This is a genomic window from Streptomyces albidoflavus (assembly GCF_000719955.1).
In the GTDB taxonomy this organism is placed as follows: Bacteria; Actinomycetota; Actinomycetes; order Streptomycetales; family Streptomycetaceae; genus Streptomyces; species Streptomyces albidoflavus.
This window is the reverse complement of record NZ_JOII01000014.1, coordinates 1-20,569: the sequence shown is the minus strand read 5'-3', so window position 1 is coordinate 20,569 and position 20,569 is coordinate 1. Positions and strand designations below refer to the sequence as shown.

General features: G+C 72.9%; 20 protein-coding genes. 17 read left to right on the top strand and 3 right to left on the bottom strand.

Annotated elements, in window-relative coordinates; all coding sequences use genetic code 11:
* The 14 genes from IF45_RS0116680 to IF45_RS0116615 all read left to right on the top strand — a co-directional run bounded on the left by IF45_RS0116680 (position 1) and on the right by IF45_RS0116615 (position 13,730).
* Entirely contained in the window at positions 1-1,320 is a 1,320-nt protein-coding gene (locus tag IF45_RS0116680; protein ID WP_049978124.1) for a serine hydrolase domain-containing protein, read from the top strand.
* Positions 1,321-1,333: 13 nt separating this feature from the next.
* Positions 1,334-2,647 carry an MFS transporter gene (locus tag IF45_RS0116675; protein ID WP_078842883.1) on the top strand — a complete coding sequence of 438 codons (1,314 nt, stop codon included), beginning with the start codon at positions 1,334-1,336 and terminating at the stop codon, positions 2,645-2,647.
* 309 nt (positions 2,648-2,956) lie between these two features.
* Positions 2,957-3,985 (top strand): guanitoxin biosynthesis L-enduracididine beta-hydroxylase GntD, encoded by a 1,029-nt coding sequence (gene gntD / locus IF45_RS0116670; protein WP_030308142.1) that lies wholly within the window; start codon positions 2,957-2,959, stop codon positions 3,983-3,985.
* A gap of 62 nt (positions 3,986-4,047) precedes the next feature.
* A complete protein-coding gene (gene mppP, locus IF45_RS0116665; RefSeq protein ID WP_234344630.1) occupies positions 4,048-5,178 on the top strand; it encodes an enduracididine biosynthesis enzyme MppP in 1,131 nt (376 codons plus the stop codon).
* Positions 5,175-6,395, top strand: coding sequence for an aminotransferase class I/II-fold pyridoxal phosphate-dependent enzyme (locus IF45_RS0116660; RefSeq protein WP_051720702.1), 1,221 nt, complete (start codon positions 5,175-5,177; stop codon positions 6,393-6,395). The genes mppP and IF45_RS0116660 overlap by 4 nt, the downstream gene beginning before the upstream one ends.
* Positions 6,389-7,231 carry an enduracididine biosynthesis enzyme MppR gene (gene mppR / locus IF45_RS0116655; protein WP_049978121.1) on the top strand — a complete coding sequence of 281 codons (843 nt, stop codon included), beginning with the start codon at positions 6,389-6,391 and terminating at the stop codon, positions 7,229-7,231. The genes IF45_RS0116660 and mppR overlap by 7 nt, the downstream gene beginning before the upstream one ends.
* An 89-nt stretch (positions 7,232-7,320) precedes the next feature.
* Positions 7,321-8,211 (top strand): ArsR/SmtB family transcription factor, encoded by an 891-nt coding sequence (locus tag IF45_RS0116650; RefSeq protein ID WP_049978120.1) that lies wholly within the window; start codon positions 7,321-7,323, stop codon positions 8,209-8,211.
* On the top strand, positions 8,208-8,417 hold the full coding sequence (locus tag IF45_RS0116645; protein WP_030308134.1) for an MbtH family protein: 210 nt from the start codon (positions 8,208-8,210) through the stop codon (positions 8,415-8,417). The genes IF45_RS0116650 and IF45_RS0116645 overlap by 4 nt, the downstream gene beginning before the upstream one ends.
* A 20-nt stretch (positions 8,418-8,437) precedes the next feature.
* Positions 8,438-9,109: a response regulator gene (locus tag IF45_RS0116640; RefSeq protein ID WP_030308132.1), complete on the top strand. Its 672-nt coding sequence runs from the start codon at positions 8,438-8,440 to the stop codon at positions 9,107-9,109.
* Positions 9,110-9,191: 82 nt separating this feature from the next.
* Complete coding sequence (locus IF45_RS0116635; RefSeq protein ID WP_030308130.1) at positions 9,192-10,376, top strand: sensor histidine kinase; 1,185 nt, start codon at positions 9,192-9,194, stop codon at positions 10,374-10,376.
* Between the two features lie 116 nt (positions 10,377-10,492).
* Positions 10,493-10,894, top strand: coding sequence for a hypothetical protein (locus IF45_RS0116630; RefSeq protein ID WP_030308128.1), 402 nt, complete (start codon positions 10,493-10,495; stop codon positions 10,892-10,894).
* A gap of 90 nt (positions 10,895-10,984) precedes the next feature.
* Entirely contained in the window at positions 10,985-11,887 is a 903-nt protein-coding gene (locus tag IF45_RS0116625) for an ABC transporter ATP-binding protein (protein WP_030308126.1), read from the top strand.
* Entirely contained in the window at positions 11,884-13,500 is a 1,617-nt protein-coding gene (locus tag IF45_RS0116620; protein WP_030308124.1) for an ABC transporter permease, read from the top strand. Before IF45_RS0116625 ends, IF45_RS0116620 begins: the two co-directional genes overlap by 4 nt.
* Positions 13,501-13,547: 47 nt before the next feature.
* Complete coding sequence (locus IF45_RS0116615) at positions 13,548-13,730, top strand: hypothetical protein (RefSeq protein ID WP_030308122.1); 183 nt, start codon at positions 13,548-13,550, stop codon at positions 13,728-13,730.
* Between the two features lie 106 nt (positions 13,731-13,836).
* On the opposite strand, the gene IF45_RS0116610 is transcribed toward IF45_RS0116615, so the two are convergent.
* Positions 13,837-14,523 carry an HD domain-containing protein gene (locus IF45_RS0116610; RefSeq protein ID WP_008406848.1) on the bottom strand — a complete coding sequence of 229 codons (687 nt, stop codon included), beginning with the start codon at positions 14,521-14,523 and terminating at the stop codon, positions 13,837-13,839.
* Between the two features lie 226 nt (positions 14,524-14,749).
* Between IF45_RS0116610 and IF45_RS0116605 the strand changes: the two genes are divergently transcribed.
* Positions 14,750-15,463, top strand: coding sequence for a copper homeostasis protein CutC (locus IF45_RS0116605; protein ID WP_030308120.1), 714 nt, complete (start codon positions 14,750-14,752; stop codon positions 15,461-15,463).
* Between the two features lie 89 nt (positions 15,464-15,552).
* Positions 15,553-15,765: a DUF6199 family natural product biosynthesis protein gene (locus tag IF45_RS0116600; protein ID WP_030308119.1), complete on the top strand. Its 213-nt coding sequence runs from the start codon at positions 15,553-15,555 to the stop codon at positions 15,763-15,765.
* Positions 15,766-15,859: 94 nt separating this feature from the next.
* On the opposite strand, the gene bla2a is transcribed toward IF45_RS0116600, so the two are convergent.
* Positions 15,860-16,804 carry an Exo family class A beta-lactamase gene (gene bla2a / locus IF45_RS0116595; protein ID WP_030308117.1) on the bottom strand — a complete coding sequence of 315 codons (945 nt, stop codon included), beginning with the start codon at positions 16,802-16,804 and terminating at the stop codon, positions 15,860-15,862.
* Positions 16,805-16,902: 98 nt separating this feature from the next.
* On the bottom strand, positions 16,903-17,037 hold the full coding sequence (locus tag IF45_RS33950; RefSeq protein ID WP_256671085.1) for a hypothetical protein: 135 nt from the start codon (positions 17,035-17,037) through the stop codon (positions 16,903-16,905).
* A 201-nt stretch (positions 17,038-17,238) separates the two neighbouring features.
* On the opposite strand from IF45_RS33950, the gene IF45_RS31925 reads away from it, so the two are divergent.
* Positions 17,239-20,569 (top strand): HEAT repeat domain-containing protein (locus tag IF45_RS31925; RefSeq protein WP_030308115.1); only part of this gene is annotated, 3,331 nt, incomplete at its 3' end.

Below are 20,569 nucleotides of genomic sequence, written 5' to 3'. Positions count from 1 at the left end.
ATGGACGACGCCGAACTCACCGCCCTGCTGGCCGGGCTGACCGGCCGGTACCGGGTGCCCGGCGCCCAGCTCGTCGTAGGCCGGGGAGGGAGCGTCGCGTGCGCCGCGACCGGTGAGACCGCGGTCGGCGGTGGCCGCCCGGTCACGCCGGCCACGGCGTTCCCCCTCTCCTCGCTGACCAAGCCGTTCACGGCGGCGCTGGCGGTGACCCTCGCCGTAGAGGGCGACATCGACCTCGACGCGCCCCTCGCCGAGCAGGTGCCGCACGCCCCGGACGCCCCGGGCATCACGCCGCGCCGGCTCCTCAGCCACACCGCGGGCCTCGCCGCCAACCCGGCCGAGGACGACCCGCACCTGGACAGCCTGGAGCGCTGGACCGCCCGGTCCGCGCGGCGCTTCCCCCTGGTGGCCGAGCCCGGCAGCGCCTTCTCCTACTCCAACATCGGCTACCTGCTCATCGGCCGCCTCATCGAGCAGGCCACCGGGATGAGCTGGGCCGAGGCGCTGGGGACGATGCTGCTGCGGCCGCTCGGGCTGCCCGCGGGCATCGGCGGTCCGCCGGGCGTGCTCGGCCACGTGGTCCGGCGCACCGACGGGCAGGCCGTCCTCGCCGAGTACCAGCCCGGCCCCCCGGCGGAGGCGCCCGCGGGCGACCTGGCGCTGGGCGCGGAGGGGCTGGCGGCCTTCGCGGGGCTGTTCCTGCACGACGCCCGGCCCGGCCCGCTGGACGCGGAGACCGTCGCCGCCATGTGCCGCGACCCGCTCGGCCCCGACGTGGCGGGGCCCTACGGCATGGCGGACGGCTGGGGCCTCGGCTGGGCCCGGTACGACGGGGACGGCCCCGAGAGCTTCGGCCACGACGGCACCGGCGACGGCACCAGCTGCCACCTGCGCTTCGACCCGGCCGCGGGCACCGTCGTCGCCCTGACCACCAACGCCGACACCGGCCAGGAACTGTGGGGCGCGCTCCTGACGGAGCTGCGGGCGCGCGGCGTCAAGGTGGCCGACCACCCGGTGACCGGCTCCGCCGGCCTCGGCCCGGCCGCCCCGGTACCCGACGCCTGCCTCGGCCGGTACGTCAACGGCGACCTCGACTACACCGTCGGCCGTGACGCGGACGGGGTGTGGCTCGGCGTCGGCCCGCACGGCCGGTACGCCCTGGAGTGCGACGCCGGTCTGCGGTTCGCCCTGCGTCCCCGCTCCGGCGGTCCCCTCGTCCATCGCGGCCGGTTCCTGCGCGCGCCCGGAGCCCCGGCCGCCGACGGACGGATCCGCCACCTCCAGGTGTCCGGCCGCGTGGCCCGGCTCCACGACCACTGATCGGTGATGAAGAGTGACGATCACCCGCCCCGACGACGAGCACGTCGAAGCCCCGGCGGCACCGCCCCCGCTCGGGCGCAACCGCAACTACAACATCCTCTGGTCCAGTCAGCTCTTCTCCGAACTCGGCTTCGAACTCGCCATGATCGGCATCCCGTTGCTGATCATCGCGCACTCCGGGTCGCCGCTCCAGATGGGCCTCGCCAGCTCGGTGCTGGCCGCGGTGAAGATGCTCGCCGCCCTGCCCGCCGGGGTCGTCGCCGACCGCTGGAACCGCCGCCGGGTGATGCTGGTCTGCGAGGGGCTGCGGGCCCTGTGCATGGGCAGCCTGGCCCTCGCGCTCGCCCTCGGCCACTACTCCTTCTGGCACGTGATGGTGGTGATCGTGCTGGAGGGGGTGCTGGGCTCGGTCTTCGAACCGGCCGAACACGCCGCGGTGCCGCAGGTCGTCCCTGAGGCGCAGCTGCCGGCTGCGCTCGCCCGCAACGCGGCGCGCCCGTTCGTCGCCACCCTCGTCGGCCCGGCCGCAGCCGGTTTCCTCTTCACCGTGCACCCCCTCAGCCCGTTCCTGACCACCGCCGTGATGCTGGCGCTCTCCTTCGGCGCGCTGATCATGCTCCGGCTGCCGCCACGCCGCGCCCCGGCACCCGGACCCGCCTCCGAGGCCGGCGCGGGGCCGCGGCCGGGAACGGGCGGGAGCGCCGAGAACTCCGGCGGGATCATGGTGGGCGTCCGGTGGATTCTGGGTAACCCCGTCATCAGGGACACCATGGTCTGGATGATGGCGGTCAACCTGGTCTTCAACGCCCTGCTCGTCATCATCCTGGTGCTCTCCGGGGAGGACGACGTGGACCCGGGCGAGATGGGCATGATGATGGCCTTCCTGGGCGCGGGCGGCCTGCTCGGGGCCCTGTGCGCGAGCAAGCTCTACGAGGCGTTGCGCCCGCGCGTCCTCGTTCTGGGCTTCGCCGTCGTGGCCACCGGCGCCACCGCGCTGATGGCGGTGGTCCCCACCGGCCTGGCCCTCGGCGCGCTGCTGGGCGTCGCGGGCTTCCTCGCACCTCCCGCCAACACGGCCGTCATGGCGTACCAGTTGACGGTGGCCCCCGACGAGCTGCGGGGCCGCCTGAGTTCCGTGGCCGCGTTCTGTTCCGGGGGCGCGGGGGCACTCGGGCCGCTCGCTGGCGGCCTGCTGATGACCTGGGGCGGCGAGGGCCGCACCGCCGTGCTGGTCTGCGCCGGGGCCTTCGCGGCGGTGGCGGCGGTCAGCATGCTCAGCCCCTCGCTGCGCCGCTTCCCCTCGGTCCTGGAGCCCCTGGACGACTGAGCCGGCAGTACGCGGCACGGAAGGACCTGGCAGGACGCGAGCCCGTTCCCGGGCCGCCTGCCGGGTCCTTCCCGTACGCCCGGAGGCCGGCGGCCCGGTGTCGGAGATGTGCGGTCCCCTGCCGGGACATTTCGCCCACATGTCGTCCCGGCGGCAGATCGGCGCCGGAGGTGGGGCAATTTCACTCCTCGTTCAAGGGACTGGTACGGGATCGACACATCGGTGAGGCTCCAAAGGCACGGGAATCGAATGTGTGGACTACAGGCCCGTGCGCGGCCGGAGTCCGACCGACAGGGGGGAACCCGCACCATGCACGTCCTTCAGCTCGACGACCGCGAGGTCTCGGCGGTCCAGGAACTCTGCGCGGAGCTGGCGGCCAGGTACGCCACCGTGGAGTCCGCGGAGTTCCTGCGGGAAAGCCGCCTGTACGCCCAGGAACTGCCGCGCGGGGTGCGCCGGGAACTCGAGGACTTCCGGCTCACCGAGAAGTCCGGGGCCCTGGTCGTCACCGGCCTCACCGTCGACGACGCGAGCCTCGGCCCGACCCCGGCCGACCACGCCTCGGCCCCGTCCCTCTCGCCCTCGCACCACCAGGACCTGGCCTTCTTCCTGATCGCGAGCCTGCTCGGCGACCCGATCGGCTGGGCCACCCAGCAGGACGGCCGGATCATGCACGACATCTACCCGGTCGAGAAGTACGAGCACGACCAGATCGGCTGGGGCAGCGCCCAGACGCTGACCTGGCACACCGAGGACGCCTTCCACCACCTGCGGACCGACTACCTCGGCCTCATGTGCCTGCGCAACCCGGACGGCACCGAGACCACCGTCGCCGACGTCGCCGACATCCAGCTCGACGAGGCGACCCGCCGGCTGCTCGGCGAGAAGCGCTTCCGCATCCTCCCCGACGACTCGCACCGGCCCGAGGCCGCCGGGTCCGGCCGCGTCCTGACCCCGCGCGAGGCCCGGCTGCACGAGCAGGCCCGGGAGCGGGTGGAGCGGGCGCTCAAGGAGCCCGAGCCCGTCGCCGTCCTCTTCGGCGATCCGGAGTCCCCTTACCTCGTCATCGACCCCTACTACATGCAGGGGCAGCACGAGGGGGAGGAGCAGGAGGCGCTCGACCGGATCGGCGAGGCGATCGACACCGCCATGTCCGGCGTGGTGCTGACCCCCGGTGACATCTGCTTCCTCGACAACTACCAGGTGGTGCACGGGCGGAAGCCCTTCCAGGCCCGGTTCGACGGCACCGACCGGTGGCTGCGCCGCCTCAACATCGCCCGTGATCTGCGCAGGTCGCGGGAGTACCGGCTCAGCGCCGACTCCCGGGTCGTCCACTGACCCGACGTGCGCTCCCGCCCGCCGCACCACCACCCAGACCACCCAGACCCGAGGATGACATCGTGACGACCCAGCCCCAGCTCAAGGAGAACCTCACCCAGTGGGAGTACCTGGCCCTCAACAGTGAGCTGAACATCGCGGACGGCCACGCCCGGCAGGCGCTGAGCCCCGGGCAGCAGAAGATCGTGAACGAACTGCCCGTCCTGTGGGCGGAGAGCGAGCAGCGCCCGGTCCAGCAGATCGAGAGCGAGGCCCACCAGGCGTACTTCACCCTGCTCGGCCAGCACGGCTACCCGGCGGAGCCCGGCCGTGTCCTGAGCTGCTACTCCTCGTCCGTCTCCATGGAGATCCTCGCGAGATCGCTCTCCGCGTCGGTGGACCGGGTCGCGCTGGTGCACCCGACCTTCGACAACATCGCCGACCTGCTGCGCGGCAACGGCCTGGACCTCGTCCCCGTCGAGGAGGACGCCCTGCACGGCGCGGACCTCTCCGCCGAACTTCTCTCCTCGGTGGGCTGCGTCTTCGTGACGACCCCCAACAACCCCACCGGCCGCGTCCTGGCCGAGGAGCGGCTGCGCCGCCTCGCCGAGCAGTGCGCCGAGCACGGCACCGTACTGGCCCTCGACACCTCCTTCCGCGGCTTCGACGCCGCCGCCCACTACGACCACTACGCGGTGCTCCAGGAGGCCGGCTGCCGCTGGGTCGTCATCGAGGACACCGGCAAACTCTGGCCGACGCTCGACCTCAAGGCCGGACTGCTGGTCTTCTCCGAGGACATCGGCCTGCCCGTCGAGAAGATCTACTCGGACATCCTGCTCGGCGTCTCCCCGCTCATCCTCGCGCTCATCCGCGAGTTCTCCCGTGACGCGGCCGACGGCGGCCTGGCCGACCTGCACGCCTTCATCCTCCACAACCGCTCGGTGGTCCGCCGGGCCCTCGCCGGGGTGGAGGGCGTCAGCTTCCCCGACCCCGAGAGCCGCAGCAGCGTGGAGCGGGTGGCCTTCGCGGGACGCACCGGCACCGAGGTCTGGGAGGAGCTCCAGCGCCACCACGTCTTCGCCCTGCCCTGCCGGCAGTTCCACTGGGCCGAGCCCTCGGACGGCGACCACATGGTGCGCATCGCCCTCTCCCGCTCCACCGAGCCGCTGGAGAAGTCCGTCCAGGTCCTGCGGACCGTCCTGGAGACGCGGTGACCTCAGCCGCCACGGTGGCCGCGGTACCGGGGCGGGGTCACTGGGTGCGCGGGGTGGTGCAGGACGTCGCCCCGCCCGGGGTGGACGACCTCGCCCCCGGGTACCTGGACCCCGCCCTGCTCCCGGTGGAACTCCTGGCGGACGCGGCGGGCCGGGCGCTGGCCGAGTACGGCCCGGCCGCGCTGACTTACGGCGAGAACCAGGGCGCGCTGCGGCTTCGGGCGCTCCTCGCCGAGCGCACGCCGGACGACCCGGACTTCGCCGGCCCGGAGCAGGTGATGCTGACCGCCGGCACCTCCCAGGCGCTGCACCTGATCGCCACCACCCTCGCCCGCCCCGGTGACGTGGTCCTGCTGGACGAGGCCAGTTACGACCTGGCCCAGCGGCTCTTCACCGACTGCGGGCTGCTGCTGCGGCGGATCGCCTCGGACGAGGGCGGCACGAGCGTGCCCGCCCTGGACGAGGCGGCGCGGGCGGTCCGTGCCGAGGGACGCCGCGTGGCCTTCCTCTACGCCACACCGACCTTCCACAACCCCACCGGCCGCACCTTCTCCCGCGCCCGGCGCGAGGAGCTGCTCTCGGTGGCGGCCCGGCACGGCGTGCTCGTCGTCGAGGACGACGCCTACGCCGAGCTGGCGCTGGACCCGGGCGAGCCGGTGCCCTCCATGGCCGGGATCGCCGGTCACCGGGGTGTCCTGCGGCTGCGCACCTTCGCCAAGACCCTGGCCCCCGGCCTGCGGCTGGGCTGGCTGACGGGTGAGCCCGGCCTGGTCGGGCGGCTCGCCGGGCACGGCCTGGTCCAGAGCGGCGGCGCGCTCAACCACACCATGTCGATGATGGTCACGCGGCTGCTGGAGGACGGGGCGTACGACCGGCACCTGCCGGTCCTGCGTGCCGGGCTGCGCGAGCGCCGTGCCGCGCTGCTGAGGGGACTCACCTCGGCGGGGGCCTGCGGGTGGACCGCGACCCCCTCGCGCGGCGGGTTCTTTCTCTGGCTGGAATGCGCCCCGGGTTTACCGGAAGAGCAATTGATAGCCAAAGCTTTCGCGTCGAGGATGAGGATCGCGCCGGGATCACGTTTCGGCCATGCCGGACGTACCGCGGTACGCCTCTCCTACGCCTTCAACCCACCCGGTCTGCTGGAGCGCGCGGGCCGACGACTCGCCACGCACCTGCACGACCCGGCCCGACACCAGGAGGGGAAAGGTTCATGCTGACCGAGGGAACGGCGCGCGCCGGAGCAGGAGGGGACCGCGGCACCGCGGGACCGCGGGGATACAGCCTTCCGCTGTCCCCGTCCGGCGAGGCGTCCATGCTGACGCCGCCGCCGTGGCACTTCACCGGCGAGGTCGTGATGGTCGACTACCGGGTGGACCCCGGCGCCGCGGCCGCCTTCCTGCCACCGGGGCTGAGCCCCGGGCCGGACATCGGCGCCGCCGCGGCGGTCTTCGCCGACTGGCAGTGGTGCTCCGACTCGGGTGAGGAACTCACCGATCCGGCCAGGAACCGCTTCTCGGAGTTCCTGATCCTGCTGGCCTGCGAGTTCGAGGGGCGCGCGATGGCACGCTGCCCCTTCGCCTGGGTGGACCAGCCGGTGCCGATGATGCGGGGCTGGGTGCAGGGCATGCCCAAGCAGTTCGGGGACGTGCACATGAGCCGGGCCGCCACGCTCGGGCGCTCCGCCCCCCGTCTCGGCAAGGGCGGGCTCTTCGCCGGCAGCCTCTCCGTGTACGGGCGGCGGGCGGTGGAGGCCACCGTCTCGCTGGAGGAGGTCTCGGACACCCCGCCGGCCCTGCACGACGTGCCCCTCGCCCACACCCTGACCTTCCCCGACTGGGCGGCCACCGGCGCCATGCCCTCGGTCCTCGTGGCCTCGGAGGTCAGCGGCGTCGAGTTCTCGCCGGTGTGGAGCGGAGCGGCGCGGCTCGGCTTCCACGAGGTCCTGGGGGAGGACTTCGCCTCACTGGCCCCGGTGGACGTGGGACGCGGCCACGTCTTCTCGTACGCCGAGACGCTTCGCGGGGGTGCTGTGCTCACGACCGATCACCACTAATCGATCGCAACGGGGGAGAAGCGATGTTGAGGATTCATTTCACCGCGAGTGAACTCGCGCAGTCCAGAATGGTGGCGGGCTTAGGCCCCATGGTGGAGGGGGCCTTCGCGCTGCACCTCTTCGCCCACAGCGGCGACGCCGTGCTGAGGCCGTGGCGGCACCGGGTGCGGGCGGAACTCGATCTCTACGTGGACGAACTGGAGGCGCTCGCCGAGCGGACCCGGAACCCGCACGCCCTGCTCGCCGCGCTCGGCCAGTGCGTGGGCCACGAACCGCAGGAGGACACCACCGTCAACCGGTCCCTGCTCGCCGCGTTCGTCCGTGTGGCCGTCATGCCGTACTGGAGCGGGGTCAAGAGCGAGCTGGAGAAGGTCCGGGAGGTGCGCGCCCGCATCGTCATCACCAACGGCATCGAGCGGCTGCTGGACAACCTCCACCCCAAACTGCACTGGCACAACTCGGTGCTGGAGATCCACGACGGTCCCGACCGGGACATCCACCTCGGCGGCCGGGGCCTCGTCCTCAGCCCCTCCTTCTTCCTCGGGGGGCAGTCCTGCGTCTTCATCGACAGGGAGCGGGAGAGCGGCGGGCCGGTCCTGTCGTTCCCGACCAGCACCGAGCGCCGCCGCGACACCTGGTTCGGGCTGGTCGAGCCGGACGACTCCGCGCTCGGCGCCCTCGTCGGGCACACCAGGGCGGCGGCGCTCCAGGCGCTCACGGACAGCTGCAGCACCGGGGAGCTGGCCGACCGCCTCGGCATCTCGCTCGCCGGGGCCAGCAAGCACGCGGCGGTGCTGCGGCGGGCCGGCCTCATCACGACGTCCCGCAACCGCAACAAGGCCATCCACATCCTCACGTCCCTCGGTATGGCGCTGCTCCAGCGGCACCGGCAGGAGGCTTCCTTCGCCGTACCCCCGACACTGCGTCCCGGCGCTCCGGCCGGGAGGGTCAGAATCCCCGTACAAGGAGGAGTCTCATGAGCGGCGGCAACCCGTTCGACGACGCGGACGGCGTCTTCCACGTCCTGGTCAACGAGGAGGGGCAGCACTCGCTGTGGCCCGTCTTCGCCGAAGTGCCCGCCGGGTGGACGGTGGTCCTCCCCGACGCCGACCGCGCGACGGCCGTGGCCTACGTGGACGAGAACTGGACCGACATGCGTCCGAAGAGCGTGGCGCGGCAGAGCTGAATTGCTGACAAGCTGCCTCCATGACGGTGAAACTGGTGCTCGTCGACGATCAGGAGATGGTCCGGCGGGGTATGCGGGTCATCTTCGACAACCAGCAGGGCATGGAGGTGGTCGGCGAGGCGGCCGACGGGGTGGAGGCGGTGGAGGTCGCCCGCCGCCTCCAGCCGGACGTGGTCCTGGCGGACATCAGGATGCCCCGGATGGACGGTCTGGAGGTGGTCCGGCGGCTGGCGGGACCCCAGGCGCCCGAACCGCGGCCCAAGGTCATCGTCGTCACCACCTTCGACCTCGACGAGTACGTGTACCCGGCGCTGCGCAACGGCGCCTCCGGGTTCCTGCTGAAGCGCTCGGGCCCCGCCCTGCTGGTGGAGGCGGTCCGCGCCGCCATGGCCGGGGACAGCCTGATCAGCCCGTCCGTCACGGTGCGGCTGCTGCGGCACGTCACCGGCAACCGGGCGCCGGGCGACCCGGAGCCCCGCGCGGAGGCGCTGACCGAGCGGGAGGGCGAGATCGCCGCGCTGGTCGCCGAAGGCGGCACCAACGCCGACATCGCCGCCGAACTCTTCATCTCCCCGGGCACGGTCAAGACCCATGTGGCCGCCATCCAGCGGAAGTTCGGGGTGCGGAACCGGGTCGGCATCGCCGTCCGGGCCTTCGAGCGCGGATACACCTTCAGCCGCCGCCCGAAGTGAGGCCGCCGGGCAGGGGCGGTCCGCTTCCGCCTCTGCCGAACGGCAGATATCAGGCGGCCCCGTCGTGCGTACGCTCGCCCCCATGCGGACTGACATGACGCGTGACTCCAACCGCCGGGCCACGGTCTGCGCCCTGGTGACCTGCCTGGTTGTCCTCCCCGCCTTCGTGGCACCCCTCGAAGCGCTGTTCGTGGTGATCCCCACCGCCGTCGCCGTGGTGGCCTCCATGGCGCGCTACCCCCTTGGCGGCCTCACGCTGCCGAGGGCGGTCGCGGCCACCTCGGCCCTCTCCGTCCTGGGAGACCTCGGCTTCCTGCTGACCAGCGACGGCTGGGCGGAGGTCAAGTGGGCCCTGCCCTGGCTGCCCTTCGAACTGACGGCCCTGCTGGTGCTGTTGCTGCGGGTGGTGCGCCGGGCGCCCGTGCTCCCGGCCGCCGCCCTGGGGACGCTCACCGCGGCCGCCGCCGTCGTCCTGCCCCTGCGCTTCTCGCTGAAGAACTCCCACAGCGTGCTGGAGCAGTCGGTCCTCGGCGTCCTGGCGGCCGCCGTCCTCGCCCTCGCCGCGGCGGGGATCGGGCTGCACCAGCGCGCCCAGGACGAACGCCGGGCCGAGGCGATCAACCGGGCCCGGCGCGACCAGCGCCTCCAGGTCGCCCGGGACCTGCACGACTTCGTCGCCCACGAGGTGACCGGCATCCTGCTGGAGACCCAGGCGGCGCGCCTCGTCGACTACGACGAGGCGGGCACCAGGGAACTGCTGGAGCGGCTGGAGGCGGCCGGCCAGCGGGCCCTGTCCTCCATGGACGACACCCTGCGGGTCCTGCGCGAACCCGGCACCCGGACGGAACCCCCGGCCACCCGCGTGCACGGTCTCGACGACCTGGCCGGCCTGCTCGGGCGCTTCGAGGGCTCGGGCAGCGTCCGTACCGCCCTCGACCTGCCGCCCGGACTGGCCGGGACACTCCCCCGGGAGACCGAGGACGCCGCGTACCGCCTGGTCATCGAGGCACTGACCAACATCCGCCGGCACGCCCCCGACGCCCGCCTGGTGACGGTCGCGGTGGGCCGCGACGCACACGGGCTCAGGGTCGCCGTCTCCGACGACGGCGGGCGCCCCACCGGGCCCGCCCCCGCCCCCCGCGCCGACGGCGGTACGGGCCTGGTGGCGCTGACCGAGCGCTTCACCGGCCTGCGGGGCAGCCTTGAGGCGGGCCCCGGCCCGGCCGGCTGGACCGTGATCGGCGTGCTGCCGCTGGACACCCCCTAGGCCCCACCGTCGGGCCGTGAAGCCCCGCCCCCGATATCTGCCGAACGGCAGATGGCAGGGGACCCGTACTCCGGAAATCTTGAGCCATCACCATCCGACCGGAGACGGAGCACCCGATGTTCACCCGAGCCAAGAAGAACACCCGCGGCAGGACCGCCGCCGCCCTGATCGCCCTCACCGCCGGCCTGCTGCTCACCACGACCGGCTGCGCCGACGCGAAGAAGGCCGACCCGCAGGAGAAGGCGTTCCCCTTCAGCGGCAAGAAGCTGAACGTCCGCACCAACGACAACCCGACCGACCTGGTCCCCGCCGACATCGAGGACGTCCGCGTCACCCTCTGGTTCCACGAGGGTGCCTCGCTCGGCGGCAGCGACATCACCTGGGAGTTGAAGGGTGACACGCTCGACCTGGACGCCTCCTGCAGCGGCCTGGCCGACTGCGACACCAAGTTCCGCGTGGAGGTCCCGCGTGACCTGACCGTCCTGCGCAACGGCAAGGCCACCGACCTCAAGGGCTGACCGGGCCGCGAGCCGGCCCCGGGGCAGCACCCCACCACGTACGCAGAACTGCCGGCCGGAGCGGCCGGAGAAGGCGAGAAGGCGGAGACGATGCTTGAGCTGACCGACATCACGAAGGTCTACAAGGGGGGCAAACGCGCGGTCGACGGCCTGTCCATGACCCTCGGTCACGGGATGGTGGGACTCCTCGGCCCCAACGGCGCCGGCAAGTCCTCCCTGATGCGGATCATCTCCACGGTGACCAGGCCCACCAGCGGAACCCTGCGCTACGAGGGCACCGACCTCACCGCCGACCCGGACGCGATCCGCCGCCACCTCGGCTACCTGCCGCAGGACTTCGGGGTCTACCCCCACCTGACCTCCCGCGAATTCCTCGCCTACCTCGCCGCCGCCAAAGGGCTCTCCGCCCGATCGGCCAAGGCGCGCATCGAGGAGTTGCTGGAACTGGTCAACCTCACCGAGGCGGTCAAGCGGCCGCTGGGCGCCTACTCGGGCGGCATGCTGCGCCGTGTCGGCATCGCCCAGGCGCTGCTCGGCGACCCCCGGGTGATCGTGGTCGACGAACCCACCGCCGGCCTCGACCCCGAGGAGCGGGTCCGGTTCCGCAACCTGCTGAGCGACCTCTCCGCCGACCGCGTGGTGATGCTGTCGACCCACATCGTCTCCGACGTGGAGTCCGTCGCCTCCGACATCGCGGTCATGGCCGGCGGCCGGCTGCTGCGCCGGGGCGCCCCCGAGGAGCTGATGGGGGACCTGGAGGGGCGGGTCTGGGAGATCCTCGTCGACCCCTCCGCCGTCTCCGCCGTGCAGAGCCACTACGTGGTCAGCCGCATGATCCGCACCTCCGCCGGAGTGCGGCTGCGGGTCCTGTCGGCCCAGCCCCCGGTCGGCGAGGCCACCCAGGTCGCCCCGGACCTGGAGGACGCCTACCTCGGAGTCATCCGGGGCGCCGCGGACCGGCGCAGCGACGACCGCCCGGCGGTGCGGCGATGAACCTGAGAGCCCTGCCCGGCCTGACCGCCGGGGACTTCAAGGACCGGGTGCGCCGCCCCGTCTACCTGGTGGTCCTGCTGGCCGCCGTCGGCCTCGGCTACCTGGCGGTGCCCCCGGCCGACGGCCGGTGGGTGATCCTCGCGCTCGGCGAGTACCGGGGCACGTACAACAGCGCGTACGTCGGCGTGGCCACCGCCCTGGCGGGGGCGCTCTGGCTCACCCTGGGCGGCTTCTACGTCGTCCGCAAGGGCATCGCCCGGGACGAGGAGACCCGGGTCGGCCAGATCCTGGCCGCCACCCCCGTCCGCACCGCCCTGTTCCTCGCCTCCAAGTTCCTCAGCAGCTTCCTGGTGCTGGTCTCGATGCTCGGCGTGCTGGCGGTCACCGCGCTCGCCATGCAGCTGATGCGCGGCGAGGACCGCGGCATCGACCTGATCGCCTTGCTCAAGCCCTTCCTGGTGCTGGCCCTGCCGCTGCTGGCGCTCACCGCCGCCGCGGCCGTGCTCTTCGAGACCGTCCCGGTGCTACGCGGCGGCGTCGGCAACGTGATCTGGTTCTTCGTCGCCCTGGTGGTGGGGATCGGCGGGCAGTCCTCCGACGCTCCCCTCGGCGGGCTGGGCGTCGGCCGGGCCATCGACTCGATGGACGCGGCCCTGACCGAGGAGCTGGGCAAGGGCGGCGACCGCACCTTCAGCCTCGGGCTCACCCAGATCGCGGAACCCCTGACGCCCTTCCGCTGGGACGGGTTCGAACTCGCCGGCGGGTTCCTCGCGAGCCGCCTGCTGATCGTGGTGATCGCGGTGGCGCTGGCCCTGCTCCCGGCCTTCTGGTTCGGCCGCTTCGACCCCTCGCGCGACCGGCGCGGCGCCGCCGCGAAGGCCGGGGCCGAGGACGAGGCCGCCGCCCTGTCCGGGGCGGGCGACACCGGGCAGACGGCCGTCCCCGTGTACCGTCCGGCCCCCACCGCGGCCCTGACCCTGCCGAAGACGGCCACCGAGAGCGGCGGCGGCACCTTCGGCAGGCTCCTCGCCGGGGAGGTGCGCATCCTGGTCGGAGGCGTCTCCCCGTGGTGGTGGGCGGTGGCCGCCGCGCTGACCGTGGCCGGACTCGCCGTCCCCGCCGGCCTCGTCACCGGGCTCGTCCTGCCCGCCGTCTGGATCTGGCCCGTGCTGATCTGGTCCCGGCTGGGCAGCCAGCAGGTCGAGCACGGCATGGAGGGGCTGCTGGGCGCCTACCCGGCGGTCCGCCGGAGGCTGCTGGCCGAATGGGGCTCCGGTGTCGTCCTGACGGCGGTCCTGGGGGTGGCCCCGCTGATCCGGATGGCCCTCGCGGCCGATCTCCCGGGCCTCGCCGCCTGGCTGGCCGGGGTGCTGTTCATCCCCTCGCTCGCCATGCTGCTCGGCGTCGTCTGCCGCACACACCGGGTGTTCCAGGCGGTCTACCTGCCGATCTGGTACCTGGTGGTCAACAAGGTCGCGGCCCTCGACTTCATGGGCGCCGTACGGGACGCGGGCGCCCCCGCCGGTCCCACGCCTCTCTTCTACGCGGCGGCCCTGCTCATGCTCGGCGCGGCCTTCCTGGCCGCCGAGACCAGGCGCAACCTCACGGCCTGACCCGCGACAGCCCCCTACGTCCCAGCACCGATCCCGGAGGGAAGAACGTGGATTACGACCTGCATCCCGATCCTGCCCGAGCGGAACTCCTTTACCAGCCGTGCCGGCTGACCGAGCGCCGGATCTCCCGCCTGGAGGCGGAGAACGAGGAGCTGCGCCACGCCAACGGCATCCTGATCAGGATCATCGGCTCCTACGCCGTCCCCGGCTCCGCGGACGCCCCCGCCTGATCTCCGTCCCCACGAACGCCGGCCGGCCCTCACATCCCCCGGAGGGCCGGCCGGTTCGCGTTCCACCGGAACGGGGGGAACGCCCCGCGGCCCGGCGCGGGGGCCCTCACATCACCAGCAGATCCAGCTCCGTCCGCAGGTTCTGCCGCGCCTGCTCCTCCCAGTGCCGGTGCCCGTACTCCGTGCGGAACAGCGCGGGCCGCTCCAGCATCTGGAGGAGCAGCTCGGCGCGGACGGCCCGGAAGGTCTCGCCCTCGACGAACCCGTACTCGGTGCGCACGGCCGAGGCGTACGCCGCGTACTCCTCGGGGCTGCCGGCCAGCACCCCGAGGTCGGCGTCGCACAGGACGGCGCCGTTGCCGTCGGCGTCGGCCGGGTCGTGGCTGAGGGTGAGGCGGACCAGGCGGACCACCTCGGCGACGCGCCGTTCGTCCAGGCCCAGTTCGGCCAGGGCGCGTTCGGCGAGGCGGGCGCTGCGCTCCTCGTTGTTGTCCCGCTCGGGCAGGTAGACCGCGTCGTGGAACCAGGCGGCCAGGCGCACCAGTTCGATGTCCTCGGCGTAGGAGTGCGCGGCCAGCAGGTCGATCCGGTCGAGCACCGCCGTCAGGTGCGCCACCGTGTGGTACGCCCGCTGCGGCTCGTCCCACCGGCCGAGCAGGTTCTCGGCGTACGGCTCGGGGGCCGGACCCGCCGCGTCCGGCCCGCGTACGGCGTCGACGGTGGCGACCCAGCGGGCGACCAGGGCGGGGCGGGGGTCGGCGGCCGGGGCGGGCCCGGCGGGTACGGAGGCCATGGCCCCATTGTGGCCGCCCGGCCCGGCTCTGTCCGGAGTCACCCTGCCGTGGCGGGCCCGCGCCGCGTAGGGTGGTGCATTGGACTAGACCTATCGCGCCGCGTGTGGCACGTACTGGTCGGAGATGTCCGCATTACCCATAATTGACACATTGCTCATCGTGTTGCCGGTCAGCGGGACAGGCAGCGGTGGTCGTCGGAACCGGCGGTCGGAATAGGGGTCACCCATGAACAAGCGCGCCCTCCTGGAGGTGATCGCCCTCGACGCACGGGACGCCGTCGCGGCGGCCGAAGGCGGAGCCGACCGGCTGGAACTGGTCACCGACATGGCCGCCGACGGCCTCACCCCCTCCCTCGCCACCTTCCGCGAGGTCCGGGCCGCCGTCCCGCTGCCCGTCCGGGTGATGCTCCGCGCCTCCGACGGCTTCTCCGTCGGCACCCCCGCCGACCTGCGCGCCCTCACCGAGACCGCCCGCGCCCTGCGCGACGCGGGCGCCGACGAGTTCGTCTTCGGCTTCCTCGACGAGACCGGCGGCCCCGACCTGCGCGCCCTCGACGCGCTCCTGGCCGTCCTCGCCGACCCGGCCCCGGCCCGCTGGACCTTCCACCGCGCCATCGACCGGGCCGCCTCCCGCGAATCCCTCCGCAAGCACCTCGCCGACCTCCCCGGCCTCGACACCTACCTCACCGCCGGCTCCCCCGCCGGCGTCACCGACGGCCTCCCCACCCTCCTCGCCGAGGCCGCCCTCACCCACACCGCCGAACCGGGCTACGAACCCGTCCTCATGGTCGGCGGCGGGCTGCATCTCACCCACCTCCCCGACCTGCTGGCCGCGGGGATCACGGCCTTCCACATCGGCGGAGCGGCACGGCCGCAGGGGTGGGAGGGGCCGGTGGCGGCCTCGGCGGTGGGGGAGTGGCGCGGGGTGCTGGGGGCGTAGGGCGCGCCCCCGGCCCGGCGAGGAGTCGGGGAGCCGAGCCGGGGAAGACGTCACCGTCCACGCTTCCTTCACGAAGAGGGTGACCGTCGGTGTATGTGGTGCTGCTCAGTCTGTTCGTCGCGATGGCCCTCGTGCAGGTCGTGAGACCGCAACTCCTGTGGCGGCTCAACCGGCCGCTGCAGAAGCCCTTCGTGAAGGACTACGACGCGACCGAGCCCACCAGGGCCGGCTACACGATGACGCGCGTGGTCGGCGTCGTGGTCCTGATCGCGGCGGTCACCATGCTCCGCACGTCGCTCTGACGTCCCCGGCCCGCCCCGGCACGCGCCGGCTGCCCCCACCGCGAGGGCCCGCCGGGCGTACCGGCGCGGGCCCTCACGCGGGGCGGCCGGTCCCTCAGCCCAGCGTCTCCGCCAGTACCCGGGCCGCGTCCGCGACGAGCCCGTCGTCGCGGGCGGCGTCCTGCTCGGTCTTGGCCGTGAGGACGGTCAGGACGATCGGCGCGCGGCCGGGGGGCCAGGTGACGCCCGCGTCGTTGTTGGTGCCGTAGCGGCCGGCGCCGGTCTTGTCGCCGAGGGTCCAGTCGTCCGGGAGCCCCGCGCGGAACCGGTCGCCGCTCGTGGTGTTGGCCAGGAGCCAGCTGGTGAGCAGGCGGCGGTCGCGCGGGTTCAGGGCGTCGCCGAGGACGAGGCGGCCGTAGGTGCGGGTGATGGCGCGCGGCGAGGTGGTGTCGGTGACGCGGCCGGGCTCGGCGGAGTTCAGCTCCGGCTCCCAGCGGTCGAGCCGGGTGACCCGGTCACCGAGCGAGCGGACGAACCGGGTGACGGCGGCGGGCCCGCCCAGCTCGCGCAGCATGAGGTTGGCGGCGCAGTTGTCGGAGGCGGTGATGGAGACCTCGCACAACTCCTCGACGGTCATGCCGTTGGCCAGGTTCTCCGGCTTGCCCGTCTCGGGGGCGCCGTCGGCCTGCTCCACGTCGTCCTGCGTGTAGAAGATCCGGCGGGACAGGAACTCCCCGTTCCGGTCGAGGTCCCGCAGAACGGCCGCCGACGACAGCGTCTTGAACACCGAACACATCGGGAACAGCTCGTCGGCCCGGTACGCGACCGTCCGCCCGCTCCCCGTGTCGTACGCGTACACCCCGAGCCGCGCCCCACTGGCCCGCTCCAGCCCCGCGAGCCGCCGTTCGGCGTCGGAGACGGAACCGGAACCGTGGCCGTGGCCCCGCCCGCCGGAGGAGGCGTGCGCGGTACCGGGTACGAGCGTGGCGGCGGCCAGAGCGGCCCCCGCCGTGGCGGTCAACAGGGTGCGGCGGGAGGGACGGGAGGTGCTGGGGTGCACGGGGTGGTTCCTCTCGGTCAGGGGTGTGGGGGGACGCCGTACAGGACGCTCTGACCGAGGGAACCGGTTTCACGCCCCGGCCTGCGGCTGACTCGCCGTCACCCCTTGGTCAGCCACCACTCCAGGACGAGGAGCAGGGCCGGACCCGCCGTCGCGGCCAGGGAGAGGACGGCGCGGCGCAGGGCGAGGTGCGAGAGCTTGCGGCGGGCGGGTGGAGGCGTGGTGGTGGGCATGGTGGCGCTCCCGAGGTCGTGTCGAGCGGCGAATGTGCGGTGGCCGGGCCCGGCGTTGACACGACTGTGCGTCGCGGGTGGGTGAGCTGTCCGAAGTGGCGGGCGAGGCGGGCGTGTTCGTGCCTACGCTGCCGGTCGGACGGGGTGGGGAGCGACGCCCGCCGGGTACGGGACGGGCGGGGCGGGCGAGGGAGGGCCGAGATGGCTGCCGAGTCGGACGGACCGAAGCGCGGGCCGAAGGCCGAGCTGCTGCGGCGGAGGCTGAACGACCTGCGGGTGGAGGCCGAGGCGGCGCGGGGGCGGGAGGGGACGCAGAAGCGGTTGCAGGCGGCGGTCCGGCGCACGGGGGAGCCGGGGACCGGGACGTTCAGCGGGCAGCGGGTCAGCGACTGGGCGCCTGCCCGCGCGGACAAGTGCAAGCTGCCACAGGATTTCGGTGCGCTGCTCGCGGTGGTGGCCGTCTGGTCGGCGTGGGCCGGCGAGGCGAGCCTGCGGGCGGACGGCACGATCGCCCCTGCTTGGCGGAAGGCGAACAAGGGGCAGTGGGACCGGTTGCTGCGCGAGGCCCACGAGGAACGGGAAGAGCCCGTCACCGCTGCCGGGGCCGACGCCGCTGAGAAGCGCGCCCACATCGGCCTCTACCTGGAACGCGTGCGGAACCGGCACCGCCGCCTCAACCTCGACGTGCTCGGGCCCTCCGGCATGGCGGGCGAGCAGGCGATGATCGAGGTACGGCAGGTGTTCATGCCGCAGTTGGCCAAGTCCTACGTGCCCCGGATGCGGGAGGAGCTGCGGCAGGCCCTGCGGACGCGCGGGGAACTGGTCGACGAGCTGGAAGCGCGGGCCGCCGAACTCCCCCAGCGGGAGGAGCAGCCGCGTCCGGTGCTCGCCGCGCTGGCCGAGGAGGGCGGGCGGCGGGCGGTCGTGCTGGGCGACCCGGGGGCGGGCAAGTCGACGCTGGCCAAGTACCTCGCCCTCGCGCTGGCGGGAGGGCTGGAAGCGGTACCGGAGGAACTGGCCCCGTTGGAGGGGCTGGTGCCGGTGCTGGTGGAGCTGCGGGAGTACGCCGTACCGGAGGCGTGGGGCGACACCCTTGAGGACTTCATCGAGCGGGCGCACACGCAGGCGTACCTGCCGCTGCCGCGTGAGCTGTTGACGCGGCTGCTCCAGGACGGTGAGGCCGTCGTCCTCTTCGACGGGCTGGACGAGGTCTTCGACCCCGGCAGGCGGGCGGCGATGGCCCGCCGCATCACCGCCTTCGCCGCGAAGTACCCGCGGTGCCGGGTGATCGTCACCTCGCGCGAGTACGGCTACCAGTCGCACGAGTTCGTGAACGCCGACTTCTGCCAGCTGATGTTGGAGGATCTGACGCGCGAGCAGGTGGAGGAGTTCGTACGGCGCTGGTACCGGGCGGCCTATCCCGACGACCCGCAGCTCGCCGAACGCCGTATCGACCGGATGCTGGGCGCCGTACGGGACGTGGGCTCCGTCGGTGAACTGGCAGGGAATCCGCTGCTGCTCACGATCCTCGCGGCGATCGGGCAGAGCCGGACGATTCCGCGTGAGCGCCGGGAGATGTACGACCATGCCATCGAGGTACTGATCGAGCGCTGGGACAGGGACGCCAAGCTGCTGGCGCCGCCGACTCCTTGTACGACGGATGTGGCGCATGCGCTGGAGGGGTTGACAGTCAGCCGCCGGCTCAAGCTGCTGGAGCGGGTGGCGCGGCGCATGCAGGAGGGCGTGGGTTCACCGGCCGGGACCTTCATCCACCACGACGACCTGATCGAGATCGTCCGCGACTTCCTGGTGGAGTCCAATGTCGGGGCCTCGGTGGCCATGGCGGCGGCGAGGGAACTGGTCGATCACCTGCGCACGCGGAACTTTCTGCTGGCTCATTACGGCGGCGGCCTTTACGGCTTCGTGCACCGGACCTTCATGGAGTACCTGGCGGCGCTGGATCTGCTGCGGCGGCGGGACGAGGAAGAGTGGGAGCGGGAGGAACTGGTCGCGCTGCTCGCGGAACGGGCGCAGGAGCCGGCCTGGCACGAGGTGTTGTTGCTGATGGCGGGGAAGCTGCGCCAGAAGGATGTGGCGGCGTTTCTGGGGCGGTTGTTGGAGTTGTACTGGGCGTCGGAAGCGGTCCGGGGGCCGATGCTCCCGCTGGCCGTGCGGGTGCTGGCCGAGGTGGAGGAGGTGGGGCCTCCCCGGGAGGACCGAAAGAGGGCCGCGCTGTCGGTGGGGGCCCAGAGCGACGCGATCGTGGATGCGTTGATCTTCCACACGGTGAACTGGAGCCCCTTCCGACCCCCTCGGCCAGCCCTGCGGACGTTCGATCATTTCTGGAGCGGGCGTGAGCGCTACTTGCGGTGGTACCGGGGGCGCGTTGCGGCGGGTTCCGGTAATTCGCAGGCGGCTTGGGTGGTGGCCTCGCTGACACGGGACATCGATGAGGCGTTGAGGTTGCTGGACGATCCGTGGGGCGACAGGGCCGGTCACCATCTGCTGCCTGAGCTGTCCAGGTGGTCCGCGAAGGAGAAGGGCCTCGACTACGTACTGCGAGTGGCCGCGGGTGAAGGGATGGCCCATCGGCCTGAAGCCTTCTCGCTTCTGGGCAGGCTGTGGCCGCATGAGGAACGGGCGTACGCCGCTGTACTCGCCGGGGTCTCCGCCGGCCATGTCGAAACGCGCGTGGCCGCGATCGATTCCCTGAGGTACTGGGCAGATCGACCGGATTGCCTCGACACGTTGTTGACCGCCAGCGATTCAGATGTGCCTCACATCCGGAGGGCGGCCCTGGCCGCGCTGGCCGTCTTTCCCGGGGACCGAGCACTCGCGGCTCTCGAAGCAGGGCTGACCGAGAAGGCCCCAGAAGCACGCCGCACGGCGCTGTCGAGCCAGGTAAGCCGCTTCCTCCGCAGCGGCGACAAAGCCCGCAAGCTGGTCCTCCTCGCCACAGCGGATGACGATGCCGAGGTGCGCGAATTCGCCTACTCCGCGACCGCTGTCTTCTGGCCCGAGCACGAGGAAACGAGGAAGACCGCACTGTCGGCGCTGGACGAGTCCGAGCCCGAGGACAGGGCGACGGTCCTCCGGGCGTTCGGGGGCAAGTTCCCCACCGGAGTGGGTGGGGCCGCGGTCCGGCGATCGCTGACCGACCCCGACGCCGAGGTGCGGAAAGCCGCCGTCGCCGCGATGGAGGAGTGGCCTGACCACGCGGAGGACGTGGCTGACGCTCTGGTGAAGGCGGCAGGAGATCCCGAGCCGACCGTACGCGTGCGAGCCCTCAGAGCCCTTTCCGACCGTGACGGGGCGCTGGACCTCCTGCTGGCGGCCGGCACGGACGAGGACGCTGGGGTGCGGGAGGCCGCAGTGATCCTGCTGGGGCGACACTCCGCAGACGAGGAGGCGTTCGACGGGCTGCTGCATGCTCTGGAGGACGAGAGCCCTGACGTGCGGATTCGGGCCATCGTCTCGCTCCGGGACGCCGTCACCCGCCCCGAATCCGCCCCCCGACGCCGAGGTGCGGAAA